Source organism: Coleofasciculus sp. G1-WW12-02 (assembly GCF_040219735.1).
Classification (GTDB): Bacteria; Cyanobacteriota; Cyanobacteriia; order Cyanobacteriales; family Coleofasciculaceae; genus Coleofasciculus.
Map to the genome: position 1 here is coordinate 1 of NZ_JAVJRX010000120.1, position 16,778 is coordinate 16,778.

A 16,778-nucleotide genomic window follows, 5' to 3' on the forward strand; every position below is an offset into this window, starting at 1 on the left:
AACTTTACCCCAGAAATGGGTGAAAACCGGAGGGGCAACCATACCCCTCCACCCCGAAAGGGGTATGCTTCTTAAACCGCTACCGCGTGTTCCTCCCTGGTCTAAAGACACAGGGTTTCCCACAACGAAGGATTTTTATGATAAATGACAAATAAAGACATTATTGAAATCCTCAAACAGGACTATCAACGCTTTCCTGTTGACCAAACCTACAGCATCTACGCCAACGATGTCTTTTTCAAAGACCCCCTCAACAAGTTCCGGGGACTTGATCGCTACAAACAAATGATTGGATTTATCCAAACCTGGTTCATCAACCCCCAACTTGACCTGCATGACATTTCTCAATCCGGCGATACCATCAAAACGCGCTGGACTCTAAGCTGGACAACACCCCTCCCCTGGAAACCGCGAATTTCTATACCCGGTTGGAGCGAATTACGTCTAAATGCAGATGGACTAATTTCCTCCCATATCGATTATTGGGATATCCCCCGTTTTGATGTTCTCAAGCAACTGTTTCGGTGAAAACCCGATACAGTAAATAAATGTAAAGGTTTCTCAGGTGAGCGGAATTATCTATGCGAGTAATTTTAATGACAGGCAAAGGCGGAGTCGGTAAAACCTCCGTAGCCGCCGCAACAGGTCTGCGTTGTGCCGAATTGGGTTATAAAACCTTAGTGCTGAGTACAGATCCAGCCCATTCTCTCGCCGATAGTTTCGACATGGAACTCAGTCACGAACCCCGACTCGTCCGTCCTCACCTCTGGGGGGCGGAATTGGATGCTTTGATGGAATTAGAAGGGAACTGGGGTGCGGTGAAGCGCTATATTACCCAGGTACTGCAAGCACGGGGACTCGAAGGAGTTCAGGCTGAAGAGTTAGCCATTCTTCCGGGAATGGATGAAATTTTCGGTCTGGTGCGGATGAAGCGTCACTACGACGAAGGCGAGTACGACGTGCTAATTATCGATTCAGCACCCACGGGAACCGCCCTACGACTCCTCAGCTTACCGGAAGTCGGGGGTTGGTATATGCGCCGCTTCTATAAACCCCTGCAAAAAATGTCCGTGGCGTTGAGACCTCTGGTTGAACCTATATTCAAACCCATCGCGGGATTTTCTTTACCCGATAATGAGGTGATGGACGCTCCCTATGAATTCTACGAGCAAATTGAACAGCTCGAAAAAGTCCTCACCGATAATACCAAAACCTCAGTCCGTTTAGTCACCAATCCCGAAAAAATGGTGATTAAGGAATCCCTCCGCGCCCACGCCTACTTAAGTTTGTACAATGTTTCTACAGATTTAGTCGTCGCCAATCGGATTATCCCCGACGAGGTGACTGACCCGTTCTTCCAACATTGGAAAGAACATCAACAAGAGTATCGCCAGGAAATCCACCAAAATTTCAGTCCGCTTCCGGTTAAAGAAGTTCCCCTGTTTGCGGAAGAGATGTGCGGACTTGAGGCGCTAGAACGACTCAAGCAAATCTTATATGGCGAAGAAGACCCAACTCAGGTTTACTACCAGGAAAACACAATTCGGGTTGTCCAAAATCAAAACGAATATAGCTTAGAACTGTATCTACCCGGTGTGCCGAAAGACCATATCCAATTGAACAAAACTGGAGATGAGCTAAATATACGCATTGGCAATCACCGTCGCAATCTCGTCCTCCCCCAAGCCTTAGCCGCGCTAAAACCCGCTGGCGCCAAGATTGAGGACGATTATCTCAAGATTCGCTTTGCGGATACGGCGAAGGTTTAGGGATGAGGAAGGAGAGATAGTTGTTGTACCTGACTCAGTTATGTGTCTGGTTTAATTCAAATCAAAACTCCTCTTTCTGAGGCTTTGCCACTTTCCCTGATTTTTCCGATTGCTGAATTAGGTTTTTAGTACCACTGTCGTGGAAGTTACCCATTGACAGCGTTTTGATCTGTAAGTGAGGTACAAAGATCCCCGATTTCTTGAAGAAGTCGGGGATCTGGCTGGGATAGACTGTACTTGATCAACCTGAAATTTGCTGTAATACAGACGTTTCATCAGAACATCTGTACAAAGTCAAAAGTCTTTTGTCATCTCAATCAATCTCGGATCAGGTATATAACAATAAATTGCACTATGTAAACAAATGTAAATTATATACACATTTTTAGTCAATTTTATATTATATTTTTCTGATAAATATATTGATTTTATTTTAAAATGCGATTTTCAAGTTAGTAGACTACAGACCCTAATTGAGGTGAGAAGCAAATAGCTATTATTATGTATTCCCTAAACGTGAAAAGTGCTGTCAATCAATTAAAGATTTAGAAAAAAATGAAAACCTATTCAAAAAACGCATTCCTAACAATCTCTCTATGGATATTTATTGTATCTGCTTCGCTAATCGCTTATAGTTATAAATTTCCTTCGTCTAATAATCTTATAGAAGTACCTCCGGTTCTATCGTTACTAAATCCCGAGTTGTACCCAAAAGATTTTTATGTTCAGGATACACTTCAGATCACACCACGATATTACTATCAATACTTAATCTATTTCACAGCACGAGTTGGTCTAGGATTACCCCTAACCTACTTTTTTTATTATCTTATATCTTTTTCTTCGTTCGTATTGGGGTTATATGCTCTCGGAAAGCGGTTCGGTCATGCTACCTTGTCAGCAACAGTATTAGCCTTTTTGGGTCTAGTTGCTGTAGATGGAACTATTGGGTATGTATCTCTATTCAGATCAGAACCTATCCCCGCCATCTTTGCGATGGGTTTGACAATATGGGGAATTTATTTTTGTTTCTCTAAACGCTGGATATTAGGCTATTTATTTTTCGGATTAGCATGTATGATCCAGTTTCTCGTGGGAATTCTTCCAGGAGGATTGATGGCTCCGCTGCTTATTCTTGAGGCAAAGAAAACGAATAAATTGCCAAGTGTAGTATTTCCATTTCTAACTCTAGGTATTTTAGCCTGTTTAGTTTATGTACCAATGGTAGTTAGCGGAAATAGTGGTAGTGGAATAATTGACAATGCAGAATTTGTGTACCTCTACGGACACATCCGTCTCCCCCACCATATTATTCCCTCCGCTTGGTCCCCGCGACTCTGGAGAAATTTGGTCTTCTTTATGGCTGGAGGTCTATTATGTATTAAAAGTTCCGAATTTTTAGATTCAGAAGACAAAATTAATCTCGTTATCGTTATTTTTACATCATTTTTCGCAATTTTACTGGGTTACCTTTTTGTAGAAATATATCCCTTGTCTTTATTCGCCAAGCTACAGCTAGCAAGAACGACTCCCTTCGCGCAACTGATGGTACTCATCGCTATCAGCGTGTTGGTCTATGAACATTATCGAAAAGGCAACAGGGTGGTTAGTTTACTGTTAATTATAACTCCAATACTGCATAATGGTGCTATACTTCTATTTGGTGTAGCTGTAGGTTTAATCATCCTAAAAGCTAAGGATTCTTTTCAATTAGTACAATCACGAACAGTTACTTGGATAACTGTATTCGTCTTGCTGCTTCTTTTTGCCTTCTATCCACCTCCCTCTTCCCTAACAGATGCATTAAATCGTGTATTCTGGAAATCCACTCTTTTCTTTGTTCTTGCTTCCCCATTTATTTTGGAAGAGGTTTTTTTAGCAACTCGTCGAATTAAGATAATGACTACCTCTGCTCTAGCGTTCACCAGTTGCACATTCTTGAGCCTTGGTTTATTGAACGTTTTGCCAGGTAATTTATCCGATGTCTTTCAAAAGAGAATTGCTTTATATCAAGTTCCGGGAGATAGCTTGACTAAACTAGCTTTACGATTTCGTCAAGAGAGTAGTCCCGATGCGCTTGTCTTAACTCCTCCTTCCTTAACAGAATTTAGGTTCTACTCTCAGAGATCCCTTGTTTTTACATTCAATAGTTCTCCCTACACAGACAGGGGACTACGAGAATGGGCAAATCGTGTAGAAACTATTTTAGGCTCAACAAAACCTCCGCTATCCTGGCGTAATGTAGATTCTCTTTTCCAAAAACGAAGTAGTGCCGAATTAGTAACTATTGCCAGGAAGTTTGATGCCAATTATATCCTTACCCGTTCAGATTGGCATGCCAATATTCCAGGTGTGATAGTAGATAGGGAATGGAAATGGGTTCTCTATAAAATTGATAACTAATAGATTCCCCATTAACCAGAAGTTCCTCCATCTAGGGGAACTTCCGACAAGCGAAGGATTATCCTGTTGTTTAGTTAAAGGTTTGTTGGTGTTTCTGGAGCAATAACTTCAGTGTCGCCTTTAATTCGAGCCTGCTGCTCAGTAATCAAATCGCTGACTTGAGTAATTTCGATACCCATGCGATCGCATGCTTTCTTGAGTTCTGCTGTAAAGGTTGGAATATCGTCTCCATAGCCACAAAGTTTCGCTGCTGTTTCCGGTCCCTGCTTGGCGTTTGCTTTAGCACAATCAACTAAATCAGTGCCTTTGAGCGGAGTTGAAGCTGCCATACTGTAACCTGTCCTTTTTTTCTTTAATCCTCACTCTCAACCTAGTTAAAACGTTGCGAGTACACATCTATCAATAGATGGAAATTTAACTTTTGACAAAGGACAAATGACAAATGACAAGATTCATTCAGATCCCCAACTTCTTGAAGAAGTCAGGGATCTAATTAATTGGCTCACACGGGAACAGCTAACGATGGTTTAAGGGCTTCTTTGAGCAATTCAGCTTTATCCGTATGTTCCCAAGGTAAATCCAAATTAGGACGTCCAAAATGACCGTAAGCGGCGACATCTTGATAGAAGCGACCGCCTTGTAATCGCGGGAGTTCCAGCAAATTAAAGGCTTGAATAATCCCTGCTGGACGCAGTTCAAAATGCTGTTTCACCAGGTCTAGCAATTTTTCTTCTTCAACTTTACCCGTGCCAAAGGTTTCCACCATAATACTTACGGGTCGGGCAACACCAATGGCATAACTGAGCTGAACTTCGCACTTTTCTGCTAAACCTGCTGCCACAATATTTTTGGCAACATAGCGACAAGCATAGGCGGCAGAACGGTCTACCTTGGTGGGGTCTTTGCCCGAAAATGCCCCACCGCCGTGACGGGAATAGCCACCGTAGGTATCAATAATGATTTTACGCCCCGTGAGACCTGAATCTCCTTGAGGTCCACCAATTACAAATTTTCCTGTGGGGTTGACTAAGAAACGGGTGTGATTATCCGGCTTAATCTCAATATCTCCAAAGGACGGTTCTACCACGGCTGACCACAGGTCGTCTTTTATTTTGGCTTGGACAGCAGCGGCATCGGTAATCTCGCCAATGGTGGCGGTGTGTTGGGTTGAGATTAAGATGGTATCAATGCCGATGGGTTTGCCATCTTCGTAGAGTACTGTAACTTGGGTTTTGCCATCGGGACGCAGGTAAGGCAACTGTCCTGACTTACGGACGGCGGTTAACTGCCGTGACAAGCGATGTGCCAGACTAATGGGCATGGGCATGAGTTCTGGGGTTTCGTTGCAGGCAAAACCAAACATCAACCCTTGATCCCCTGCACCAATAGCATCGAGTTCATCGTTACTCAACTGGTCTCGCGTTTCCTGGGCGGTGGTGACACCTTGAGAAATATCTGGAGATTGTTCATCCAGGGCGACTAAGACGGAACAGCTATTGGCGCAGAAGCCGTTATCGGCGTCGGTATAGCCAATTTCAGCAATTTTTTTGCGGGCTATATCAACGTAATTGACATTGGCTTTGGAGGTAATTTCACCCGTAATCAATACCAATCCTGTATTAACCACTACTTCTGCAGCAACACGGCTGCGGTTGTCTTGGGTGAGTAGAGCATCTAAGATCGTATCGGAAATCTGATCGCAGATTTTATCGGGATGACCTTCTGTAACTGATTCGGACGTGAATAGGTAGCGACGAGGCAATGGACTAATCTCCTTAATAAACGGCTGCTTATGGATTAAGGGTTTAAGATGGTGCCTGAGGGTTGTAGCTTGTTATCATACACGATATATCGAGGGGATTGCCCACGGCTCACAGAAATTTAACAGAATGTGCGGAATTCCCCATCCAAAACTGTTTAATGTTAAAAAAGTTTACTGGCTCCCTTACCTAAGAATTGCTTATTCTTTTACGGGATATTTGCTTATTTGTCAAGTGTTGGTTGGGGTCTTATTGAGGAAAAACCTTAAGCCGTGTAAAGTTTAACCGTGTAATAAATAATTGGTCTTGATAATTAGTAAGAGTTGGTAATTATAATTCTACACCGATACAGGACGGGAGCGAGCATAGACAGGCAATAAATCGGGAGTTTATGGAGTTGTGAATATTGGTGATATAGCGAGTTGTTTAGATTAAGTCAGGGAGAGTTTTCTATGGAGGCTGGACTTGAGACAGGATAAGCGCGATCGCGTCCTGGATGGCTTGCCCGCTCAAAGACATAAAAGCCGCTTGATCCGCCGTTTTTTCCCATGCCAATAACTGAGTTTGAAATAGAGGATCACGTTTCGCCCGCCTTAGCATGGCTTGACGAATGATTTTTTGCACAATATCTTGGGTGGGAATATTCTGTTGACGTAAAAAATCCAACAGTCGTTGTATACCTTCGACGCATTTGTCAGGGGGTTGGGATAGAATAATTTGTTGGATTTGATGAATCACCTCCTTATAGATACGGCGGCGATTATTGACTAAAACTTGAGTCGGGTTGGGTGATGTAGAAGAATTTAACGATGATTTCACCGGGGAGTCTCCAGACTTGTCTATCTCTAGCAATTGCCAAATTGTTCGACGGTGATAGGCAAAACGCTGGTACATTTGGGGATAGAGTTGCAGGATGCGTTGACTCACCGCTTGGGGATTGACTCCTGTTTTTGCCGATAGGTGAAGGATATAGTGATCGATTTTTTTACTCAAGCTTTTGAGTGACAGTTTTAGGTCAGGATATTCCTGTTCAACTTGGGCGAGGGTAAATACCAGTACCTCTCTATTTGGCATCTCCGAGAAAGGAACTTCGATTAAAAACAAATCAGTCATTTTCTCTTGAGTCAGTTGTCCCGGTATCAAGTCACCTGTAGGCGGATAGCGTTTGTTCGCTGTTTTCGTTGCCCAATTAAACTGAGTAAATAGATAGCGACAATTCACGTTTGTCAAATCCACCTCTTCTAAATGCCAGTTGTGGATACAGCATCCGGTGAGTTGGGCTTGCTCAAGTTGGGGGCGAATTAAATAGCTGCCGATCAAATAGGCATCGGTCAAATTTGCCTCGGTTAAAATCGTTTCGTTTAAATAAGCTCCACTTAAATCCGCCTGTCGTAAATCTGCCCCTTGCAGATTAGCCGCCGTCAAATTCGTCTGTAAACAATAGACATTTTGTAGAACCGTGCGTCGCAAATTAGCGCCAACTAAGCTAGCTTTAAGTAAATACGCCCCCATAAGATTTGCCCGACTCAAGTTTACGCGATCGCCTGTGACTTCACTGAGATCTGCATCGGTTAAAATGGCTCGATACAACTCTGCCTGAGTCAGATTGGCACAGCGCAAACAAGCTTGACGTAAGTTAGCTTCGGTTAATGTCGCACCGACTAATATCGCGTCTCGTAAATTGGCTCTTTCGAGTAAGGCTTCCCGGAGGTTGGCTGTGGTGAGATTGGCAGCAATAAGACTGGCGTGACAGAGATTAGCCGCCATTAATTGCGTGCTGATTAGCTGGGTTTTATCCAGGGTAGCCCCGGTGAGATTACTATAATTCAACTGAGCTGCCTGGAGGTTTGCCCCACTCAAGTTACAGTAAGAGGCTTGTACCCAACTTAAATTGGCTTGGCAAAGACGGGCTGAGTGCAAATCCACCTTGCTGAGATTGGCACGGGTCAAGATTGCTTGGTTACAATTACTATGCTTGAGGATTGCGTTATGTAAATCTGCCTGATGCAGACAAGCGCCACTGAGATTTGCATAGTCAAGAGACGCCCAACTGAGGTTGGCGTTCGTCAGGTTAGCCCCGCTCAAGTTAATCGTCCGCAAATCTGCTCCCTTCAGGTTAACACCACTCAGGTCAACCTGGGCAAAATCACGGTCTCCTTGTCGGTAACGAGTGAGAAAGTTCTGGACTTGCATTGTTTCCAGTTTTGCATTTAAGGGGATTGGGGAAATTTTGACCCCACGGGTTTGCTAGTCGGATAGAGTTTGTAGGGGCGGGTTTCACTACTATCTTTTCTGTTTCACAACAGATGTGACTAAACCCGCCCTGAGCGAGTTTTGACCCTTTGCTTCCCTATCTCCGTCTCTCTTATTTTCCCCGTCTCCCCTGCTACTCTGCTCATAGACACACCATGGCACATCTCTACATGCTTTCAGCTTCAGTTGACACCAATGACTGCTATACGTCCCTACTTTTACAAATTATGTTGATTTTTCTACCTCACAGGGGAACCTTATGTATGAAGCGTAACACTATGGGTTAGCTTAGATACAGTAATCTTGTCTATTTCTAGATGAGCAACTGCAAAACGCTGAGGCGGCGTTTCCGGTTTCATTGACCCTGAAAAATTAAATTTTTTCTAGTGTCTCAATGTGAAAAACCTTGATTGGGAATGGGAAGGAAATGCTGCTGAAAACAGATTATCATGAAAGTTTGAGCTTATTTCTCAGTTGTCATTTAGCCGAACTCCACCACGGGAAACTGTCGGTACAGGGCTTGTCGGAATCTTGCGATCGCTATATCATCAGTTTGCCGAAGTTAGATCCGTAGTGAGTTGTGGGGGGGTGTAAAGGATAAACTGTTCGGCATTTAAACCTTAAGGTTAATAATGGCTCCCATCCTTGTAGTGCGAGTATCTTGCTCGCTACGAACTGGGGTTGTTTGTTGGCGATATTTTCCTTTGATATCGAATCCATTCTTGGTATTACCAATGGTAGGGGCACGGCAATGCCGTGCCCTTACAAATTGCCTATAATTTGTAACCAATCCGTTTAAAAAATCATACAATCTGCTAATAATCCGGTCTCCTAATAGAAAGTGCGGTGTCGCCATAGTTTTGTCACTTGAAAGTCAATAGGCTCAATAGTTGAACAGTTGAACCAGCGGCAAAAAATTAGCTCGTCTGTAGCACCAGAGGAAAAAGAGAAGCAGGATAAAAGTATCAGGGTTAAAGAATCCATGGGGCGTCACACACCACTAAACCCCGGTTCTACCCGATAACCGGGAACATTAACCGCTTCCATCTGTATCCAACCATTGCCTAATTCCCCCCGCAGTACCCCCGTCGCCCAAACACCCTCATTATGTCCACTGGGAAAGCCAAACACCCGCACTGGATGTTGCCAAACATCGTCTGCTGTCACTAACCGCACAGGTTGCACCCCAGGCGGACATTCACCTTCTAACTTTAATGTGATTTCATAGCTGACTTCGCCACCAACTGAGGTAAAGACAGCGCCTGCATCAGCGGTTAACTTCAGTCCAAACTTAACTTCGACTTCATCAGCGGGAGTGTTGAGATCGTTGAGTTTAGAAATGATTTTGGAGGCGACAGGCTTAATCGTATCCAGTGCTTGATCAAAGGACTGTTGGGCTTTGAGGGCTAACCGTCCCGATGGTAACGCGACTCGTTCAACCGCCGCCGTTTCAGGTTCGTCTACCTCCACTAAGAACGTGGTGTTGTCGTCTAGGGAAAATTCAACAAGTTGTTTCAATTGTGACCTGGAGAATGGTATTGTACCTGATTTTATCAAACGGTCAAGTGAGGGCGGGTTTAGTTACATCTGGGTGAAACAAGAAACGATAGTAGTGAAAAGAGCCCCTACACACCCAACAGTCCCCCAAAAATTGTGCCAGTGGAGAAATGTTGATTACTATTAAGTCTGGGAAGTACAACTAGGTAATGCCATGACAATAACCATTTCCCCAGACCAAATTGACCGGATTGTGAGCAATCGACACCATGATCCGTTTGAAATACTTGGGTCTCATCCCATTGAACGGGATGGTAAAACAAGCTGGGTTGTAAGGGCTTACCTGCCTAAAGCAGATGCAGCTTGGGTGATTCGTCCTACGGAACGGGAAGAATACCCGATGCAAGCAGTTAGTCATCCTCATCTTTTTGAATGTGAGATTGATATACCAGAGTTAGCCAACTACCAACTGCGGATTAAAGAAGGCGAGCATGAACGGGTGATCTATGACCCCTATGCCTTTCGCTCTCCGCGTTTGACTGATTTTGATGTTCACCTATTTGCCGAAGGAAATCATCATCGCATTTACGAAAAATTGGGCGCTCACCCCACTGAATTTAAGGGCGTCCAAGGGGTTCACTTTGCAGTCTGGGCACCGAACGCCCGCAATGTCTCAGTTATCGGTGATTTCAATAACTGGGATGGACGAGAACATCAGATGCGCCAAATTGGTAACGGGATTTGGCAACTGTTTATCCCGGAAATTGGCATTGGGGAACATTATAAGTACAAAGTGAAAAACGACGTTGGACATATCTATCACAAGTCCGACCCCTACGGCTTTGAGCAAGAAATTAGACCCCAAACCGCGTCAATTGTCAATAGCCTAGACTACACTTGGCATGACGAAGACTGGCTAGAACGGCGTCGCCAGAATGACCCCCAAGAACAACCCATTTCCGTTTATGAGGTTCACTTGGGTTCATGGTTGCATGATAGTGCAGAGAATCCACCCCAACTACCGGATGGGGAAACTCGACCCGTGGTGAAAGTCTCCCAGAAACCCGAGGGACGCTTCCTCACCTATCGAGAATTAGCCGAACGACTGATTCCCTACGTCAAAGAACTGGGATTCACTCACGTCGAACTCCTCCCCGTTGCCGAACACCCTTATGATGGGTCTTGGGGTTATCAGGTTGCCGGATACTACACCTGCACCTCCCGTTATGGGACTCCCCAAGATTTGATGTATTTCATCGACCAATGTCACCAAAATAATATTGGTGTGATTGTGGATTGGGTTCCCGGTCATTTTCCCAAAGACAGGCATGGTTTAGCCTTCTTTGATGGCACTCACCTTTACGAACACGCTGATCCGCGCAAGGGTGAACACAAAGAATGGGGTACATTAGTCTTCAACTACGCCCGTAACGAAGTTCGCAACTTTCTGGTTGCCAATGCCCTATTCTGGTTTGACCGATATCATATTGATGGGATTCGCGTGGATGCCGTGGCGTCTATGCTATACCTGGACTACGATCGCAAACCCGGTGAATGGGTACCCAATCAGTACGGTGGTAACGAAAACCTAGAAGCCGCCGACTTTTTGCGCTATCTGAATTATCAGATATTCGGCTACTATCCCGGCATCCTCTCCATTGCCGAAGAATCCACCGCTTGGCCCCTCGTCTCTCGTCCTACCTATTTGGGAGGCTTAGGCTTCAGCTTCAAGTGGAACATGGGTTGGATGCACGATATGTTGGATTATTTTGCCAAAGACCCCCTGTATCGTCGCTACCACCAAAATAGCGTCACGTTCAGCATCATGTACGCCTTCAGCGAAAACTTCATGCTGGCGCTATCCCATGATGAAGTCGTACATGGAAAAGGCAATCTGCTGAGTAAAATGCCCGGAGATGACTGGCAGAAATTTGCCAATCTCCGCTGTTTATATGCCTACATGTACACCCATCCCGGTAAGAAAACCCTATTTATGGGTATGGAATTCGGACAACGGAATGAGTGGAACGCTTGGGCAGATTTAGATTGGGGGGCGTTGCAACATGCACTCCACCAACAACTGAAGCGGTTTATGGCGGATTTAAATCACCTTTACCAAAGTGAACCCGCCCTCTATACCCAAGACTTTTCTCATCAAGGGTTTGAATGGATTGACTGTAACGATGCTGAAAATAGTATCGTCTCGTTTATTCGTAAAGCCAAAGACTCGGATGACTTTATCGTCACCGTCTGTAACTTTACCCCTCAACCCCATCCCCACTATTGGATTGGTGTCCCCGAACCCGGTTTCTATGCTGAAGTATTGAACAGTGACGCTGGAGATTACGGCGGTAGCAATATGGGGAATATGGGCGGGCGCTGGACAGGTGAATGGTCTCATCCGAGATGGTCTCATTACATTGATTTGTGCCTACCCCCCTTAGGGGTTTTAGTCCTGAAATTAGACCGGAATAAGTAGGTAGGAACAATCAAAGTTAACGGAGGGGTTTGTCATTTGTCATTTGTCATACTCGCTTTCATCGAGAAGCAAGCTACGTAAGAGTTGAAGTAGGCGGTGGGCGCACAGCCATGCGTCCCTACCCCCAAAACCCTCTGCGCCCCTCTGCGCTTTTCCTCTGCGTCCCTCTGCGTTAAAAAATTATGCCACCGCTTACGGGACAAAACTTTTTTGTTGATTACTGACCAGGGAAACATGACAAAAACCGCAACCAAAAGAACACCCATCACATTAATCGCAGACGAAACCCAAAAACTCCTCGATTGGGCTGACCAAATTCAGCAATCTGATGAAACAATCTTCAACAAAGCCAAAATCCTAGCCACCCGTCTCGGTGCCCATTATCGTGCCGATGGACTCACAGAAATTGGCTTCTGGACACCCGAACTCGCCGCAGATATGTTCCAACCCAAGAACATTTATCTAGAAGTTCTCACTCCTCTTGACAAAATTGACCCCACCTTACCTAACCAAAAGGTAAAAGTTCATCGGGAACACCTGCAACTGGAAAAACAAGGCGAATATTTCTGGGGCGTCGTTTCCGGAATGTGTCCAGGAACCAAAGACCAGATGGGTTCTTTCTATTGGCTAAAATACCTGGATTTCCAGAATGAAATCCAAACCATTGGCGATGTTTTAGCCTATTCCTTACCTTATGGCGTCTACGCCCCAGCCGAACTCTATGACCTAAATCGTCTACAAGAAAAACGCCGTGATCTGGATTATTTTGGTCAAGGTGATGCCGATGAATCGGGGATGATTCGCGTTCATCCCCCCCGTAATATCTTACAAATTCATATCACCACCGCCGCAAAAGAAGGCACTCTGGCGGGGTTAACCCGGATCTATCAACGGATTGCCCAAAAATTAAACAGCAATGAAGCCTTAACCCCAGCCGAACAATGCTATATCGGCTATGATGCCGTGCAAATTCTGCCCATTGAACCTACCGTGGAATATCGGATAGAACATGATTTGGGACAAGGGTTTTTTATCTTCAATGAAGATGACTTAGATGAAATCGATCCCGACACCGAACAGGTAGATTACGAAACCGAGGATATTAAAATCACCCTGAAAAAACCGGATATCCAAAACTGGGGCTATGATATCGTTATTTTTGGGTCTTCGGCAACGAATCCATCAGTCCTAGAAACCTTGCGCCCGGATGAATTAGTGGAGTTTATTAGTATACTCCACACCTTCCCCACGGGTTCAATACAAGTCATCTTTGATATTGTTTATGGTCATGGGGATAACCAAGCTATAGACGTACTCAATGGGCGCTTTCTCAAAGGACCGAATATGTACGGTCAAGATGTGAACCATCAAAATCCAGTCGTGCGGGCAATTTTGTTGGAAATGCAGCGGCGGAAGAATAATTTTGGGGTTGATGGAATTCGCGTGGATGGTGCACAGGATTTCAAGTTTTTTAACCCTCTATCAGGGCGGGTAGAATATGATGACGCCTACCTGAAAGATATGGGGGAAGTCGTGCAAGAAATTGGATCACACCAACGGCGACTCTTTGCCATTTTTGAAGATGGACGCCCGTGGCCCGCACAAGGGTGGGAAGAAATTTCTACCTATCGGGATATTGTTGAATTTATGCCCGATGCGTTTCAGTGGGGTCCTTTAATTTTTGCCCATAATACGCCCGGTTTGCAGAAGTTTTGGGATAAGAAATGGCGTCGGGTTTGTGATGTGATGCAGGTTGGCGAAAACTGGATTACTGGGTGTGGAAACCATGACACTCTACGTCGAGGAACCCAGGTGGAACCCGGATTACCGATTAATTGGAATTTGGGGAAAACCTTACCGGAAGTGTTGAATACGGCGTATAACAATCCAGCCGTGACGCTATGGGTGTATGGTTTTAGTCCGGGTTTGCCGATGGACTTTATTAACTGCACCATGGAATCCGCTTGGGGCTTTTTCCGTAATACTGATGATCGGTATGGGGTGAAAGTCGCGGCGGAAGAGGCGGGATTTTTGGATTGGCAGGTGGAAAAGTCTGTTTATAATGACCAAGGGGATATTTTTCCTCGGCTGAAGCAAATGGGGTTCCACAAGATTGATGAATTACGTCAGTTTATGCGGGGACTTTATGACGCGATCGAGGAAACGAATTACGATTTAGAAGAAGTGGCAAGTTTATGTCGGCGTTATCTGGGGGCGGAGTCAGAGAAAGAAGAAGTTAAGCAGGAAGTAACGAAGCGGAAATCGGCGGCACAATTACAGAAGCTGAATGTACCAGAAAAATCTCAGGTGTTAACTGATTTAGATGTCGGTAAGCTGAAGGTTTTTGCCAGGGCGTTTATGGAAGATATGCACCAAGCTTGTAATGTGTGGAATTATGAGGAGTATTTGGTGCCAGAATTAGCGGCGTTTAATTTAGCGTTGCGGTGTTTCCGTCATGATCATCCTTGGCTGCGGCATAATTTATCGGCGTTGGATCGGTTTAACCGGATTAGTGAGGATAACTATACTATTTTCTATGGCTTACGAAGTCAACCAATAGAGGAGGGGGCGAGTGAAAAGCCTGATCAGTTAGCGATGGTGTCTCACATGGGCGGTGATCCAATTACTGTGACGCTGGGAGACTGGCTACAACTGGATTTGGAGGAATGGCGGGTTGCGATCGCGTCTCCAGGATTAGAGGTGAGTGATCTGCGATCGTTTGAGTTACGAGACACCCAGGCGCTGCTATTGGAACGAGTGGGTTGAGGGAAATGTTTGTAGTAGGCACGAAGCGTGCAAAAAGCGAAGACAGCGCTTACTACAAACTGGAGGAATGGTGGATGGAAGCATGTCACCGTTGTAGTGGCGTGGCACAGCTAAAATGGTAGATTAGAATTGTAGGGGCGCAAGGCTTGCGCCCAGTTTAAACGTCAAATCTATTCCACAATTTTAGCTGTGTCAGTCCGCCATCGTGTGTTAGCGAAGCGTAACGCACCTTTACCCTATCCAAACTTCCCGGACTCGATCGGGTAAATAATCATCAATATTGGTGAATGAAGTAACATCACATTCAATCGCTAAGTCGGGGCGCGGATCATGACACCAATCAATTCGGCGTTTTCCCACTTTACAGCGGTTTTCAAGTTAGTTAACTACAGACCATGATTGACGCGCCAGCTACGAATACGTCAGCATTAGCAGCAAATAATATTTCTAGATTTTCCTTAACTGTAACAATCCAGCGAAATTGTTTGGTGTTGTCTGATATATGTTGATCATCGCTGTCGGGGTAGATGATATCGGTGGCTGGGTCAGTTTTTAATTGCTTTATCATCTCACTAAGTCCCTTAAGTTAAGTTCGTAGTAAGGGCTTTAGCCCTAAAAAATCCTCGGCGAGACTCCAACACTTGTGGACGAGTCTCAGAAAAAAGCTTACTGAGACAAATATAGCGTTCTCATGAGATGAGATACAGGGAGTGAGGGCACACATCAGCACATCAAGGACGCACGTAAGTCATGCGTGTCAACTTAAGCTCAACCCCTCACCCCCAGCCCTTCTCCATCCCCCCTAACCCCCCTTTTATCCCCCTCCCGTCCCCCTTTTTAGATCCCCCTCCCGTCCCCCTTTTAGATCCCCCTTCCGTCCCCCTTAAAAAGGGGGAGACCAGCGGATGCTTCGCCTTTGTTGCACGGGGGAAGCCATAGGAGGCTTCGCTTTTTGTTCCATGGGGGAAGCCAGCGGATGCTTCGCCTTTGTTGCACGGGGAAGCCCAAGCTATTGCCGCCGTTATTGGTAATTTTAGTAATCTGATCCAGCAGTTTCCTCTAGGAAATCAAGCAACGAACCTGGAAATCGCGATTACGGGTTATGAAGTGATACTTACTCTGTTTACCCGCGAAAATCACTCCGAAACTTGGGCATCAATTCAGAATAATCTGGGGAATGCCTACCGTAACAGAATCAGGGGAGAAAGGGCAGAGAATATAGAATGTGCGATCGCCTATCTTCAAGCCGCCCTTCAAGTCAAAACCCGTGACGCCTTTCCTAGCGACTGGGCAATGACGCAAAATAATCTGGGTGCTGCCTACAGTGAAAGAATCAGGGGAGAAAGGGCTTGCCTACTATCAGAGAATCAGGGGAGAGAGGGCTGAGAATATTGAAAGTGCGATTAAATCCTATCAAGCCGCCCTGGAAGTTAGAACCCGTGACGCCTTTCCTAGTGCAGCGCGGCAGAAATAACCCACCAGTCTAGAGCGCCGATAAGCGTAAGGGAGCTGCGTAAAAATAAAGTAAGCTGCTATGCGGCTAAATCCAATAATTTAGCTCCTGAAACCCTTTGATAGCTTAGATTGCCTTATCAAATTAAATGCATTACAGCTTACCAGTGAGGAAATGCTGAATTCATGAACTCAGCCAAGCTTCCTGAGTACATTATTAAGTCGCAAGTCCCTAATCACGATGGGGGTAAAGCATGAGAAAATGAGACGCGCTCGCGCAACGGCTAAATAATCCTACTCGCGATCGCACTTGAGTGGACTTTAGACTGAAGTCCTCCCAGTGCGGATGTACTACACGTAGGCTAAAGACTTATCCCGTAAGGGTTTTAGCTCACAGCA

Annotated in this window: 11 protein-coding genes and 2 pseudogenes; 7 read left to right on the forward strand and 6 right to left on the reverse strand. The window is 45.2% G+C overall.

Going from position 1 to position 16,778, the window contains the following annotated elements:
• The first annotated feature begins 144 nt into the window (after nucleotides 1-144).
• The 3 genes from RID09_RS19790 (at nucleotide 145) to RID09_RS19800 (ending at nucleotide 4,172) form a co-directional block, all read left to right on the forward strand.
• Nucleotides 145-528 (forward strand): DUF2358 domain-containing protein, encoded by a 384-nt coding sequence (locus RID09_RS19790; protein ID WP_446337637.1) that lies wholly within the window; start codon nucleotides 145-147, stop codon nucleotides 526-528.
• A gap of 53 nt (nucleotides 529-581) precedes the next feature.
• Nucleotides 582-1,769 (forward strand): TRC40/GET3/ArsA family transport-energizing ATPase, encoded by a 1,188-nt coding sequence (locus RID09_RS19795; RefSeq protein WP_446337638.1) that lies wholly within the window; start codon nucleotides 582-584, stop codon nucleotides 1,767-1,769.
• Nucleotides 1,770-2,324: 555 nt separating this feature from the next.
• Entirely contained in the window at nucleotides 2,325-4,172 is a 1,848-nt protein-coding gene (locus tag RID09_RS19800) for a DUF6798 domain-containing protein (RefSeq protein WP_446337639.1), read from the forward strand.
• A gap of 74 nt (nucleotides 4,173-4,246) precedes the next feature.
• Here the strand turns inward: RID09_RS19800 and RID09_RS19805 are convergent, their stop codons facing one another.
• From RID09_RS19805 to RID09_RS19815, 3 genes are all read right to left on the reverse strand, one after another.
• Entirely contained in the window at nucleotides 4,247-4,501 is a 255-nt protein-coding gene (locus tag RID09_RS19805) for a hypothetical protein (RefSeq protein ID WP_446337640.1), read from the reverse strand.
• Between the two features lie 173 nt (nucleotides 4,502-4,674).
• Complete coding sequence (gene metK, locus RID09_RS19810; protein ID WP_446337641.1) at nucleotides 4,675-5,934, reverse strand: methionine adenosyltransferase; 1,260 nt, start codon at nucleotides 5,932-5,934, stop codon at nucleotides 4,675-4,677.
• Between the two features lie 448 nt (nucleotides 5,935-6,382).
• Complete coding sequence (locus tag RID09_RS19815) at nucleotides 6,383-8,125, reverse strand: pentapeptide repeat-containing protein (protein ID WP_446337642.1); 1,743 nt, start codon at nucleotides 8,123-8,125, stop codon at nucleotides 6,383-6,385.
• Nucleotides 8,126-8,612: 487 nt separating this feature from the next.
• Between RID09_RS19815 and RID09_RS19820 the strand changes: the two genes are divergently transcribed.
• A complete protein-coding gene (locus tag RID09_RS19820; protein ID WP_446337643.1) occupies nucleotides 8,613-8,759 on the forward strand; it encodes a hypothetical protein in 147 nt (48 codons plus the stop codon).
• 416 nt (nucleotides 8,760-9,175) lie between these two features.
• Here RID09_RS19820 and RID09_RS19825 read toward each other — a convergent pair whose 3' ends face one another.
• Nucleotides 9,176-9,703, reverse strand: coding sequence for a CU044_2847 family protein (locus RID09_RS19825; RefSeq protein ID WP_446337644.1), 528 nt, complete (start codon nucleotides 9,701-9,703; stop codon nucleotides 9,176-9,178).
• 193 nt (nucleotides 9,704-9,896) lie between these two features.
• Between RID09_RS19825 and glgB the strand changes: the two genes are divergently transcribed.
• Together glgB and gghA are read left to right on the forward strand one after the other, a co-directional pair.
• The gene (glgB, locus tag RID09_RS19830) at nucleotides 9,897-12,161 is read left to right on the forward strand and encodes a 1,4-alpha-glucan branching protein GlgB (RefSeq protein ID WP_446337645.1); all 2,265 of its coding nucleotides are present in this window, start codon (nucleotides 9,897-9,899) and stop codon (nucleotides 12,159-12,161) included.
• 234 nt (nucleotides 12,162-12,395) lie between these two features.
• Nucleotides 12,396-14,927 (forward strand): glucosylglycerol hydrolase, encoded by a 2,532-nt coding sequence (gene gghA / locus RID09_RS19835; RefSeq protein WP_446337646.1) that lies wholly within the window; start codon nucleotides 12,396-12,398, stop codon nucleotides 14,925-14,927.
• A 231-nt stretch (nucleotides 14,928-15,158) separates the two neighbouring features.
• Here the strand turns inward: gghA and RID09_RS19840 are convergent, their stop codons facing one another.
• Complete coding sequence (locus RID09_RS19840) at nucleotides 15,159-15,287, reverse strand: hypothetical protein (RefSeq protein ID WP_446337647.1); 129 nt, start codon at nucleotides 15,285-15,287, stop codon at nucleotides 15,159-15,161.
• Nucleotides 15,288-15,333: 46 nt separating this feature from the next.
• A pseudogene (locus RID09_RS19845) lies at nucleotides 15,334-15,495 on the reverse strand (Uma2 family endonuclease); the annotation flags it as partial.
• A 431-nt stretch (nucleotides 15,496-15,926) separates the two neighbouring features.
• Between RID09_RS19845 and RID09_RS19850 the strand changes: the two are divergent.
• Nucleotides 15,927-16,380, forward strand: a pseudogene (locus RID09_RS19850) (tetratricopeptide repeat protein); the annotation flags it as partial.
• Nucleotides 16,381-16,778 lie beyond the last annotated feature (398 nt).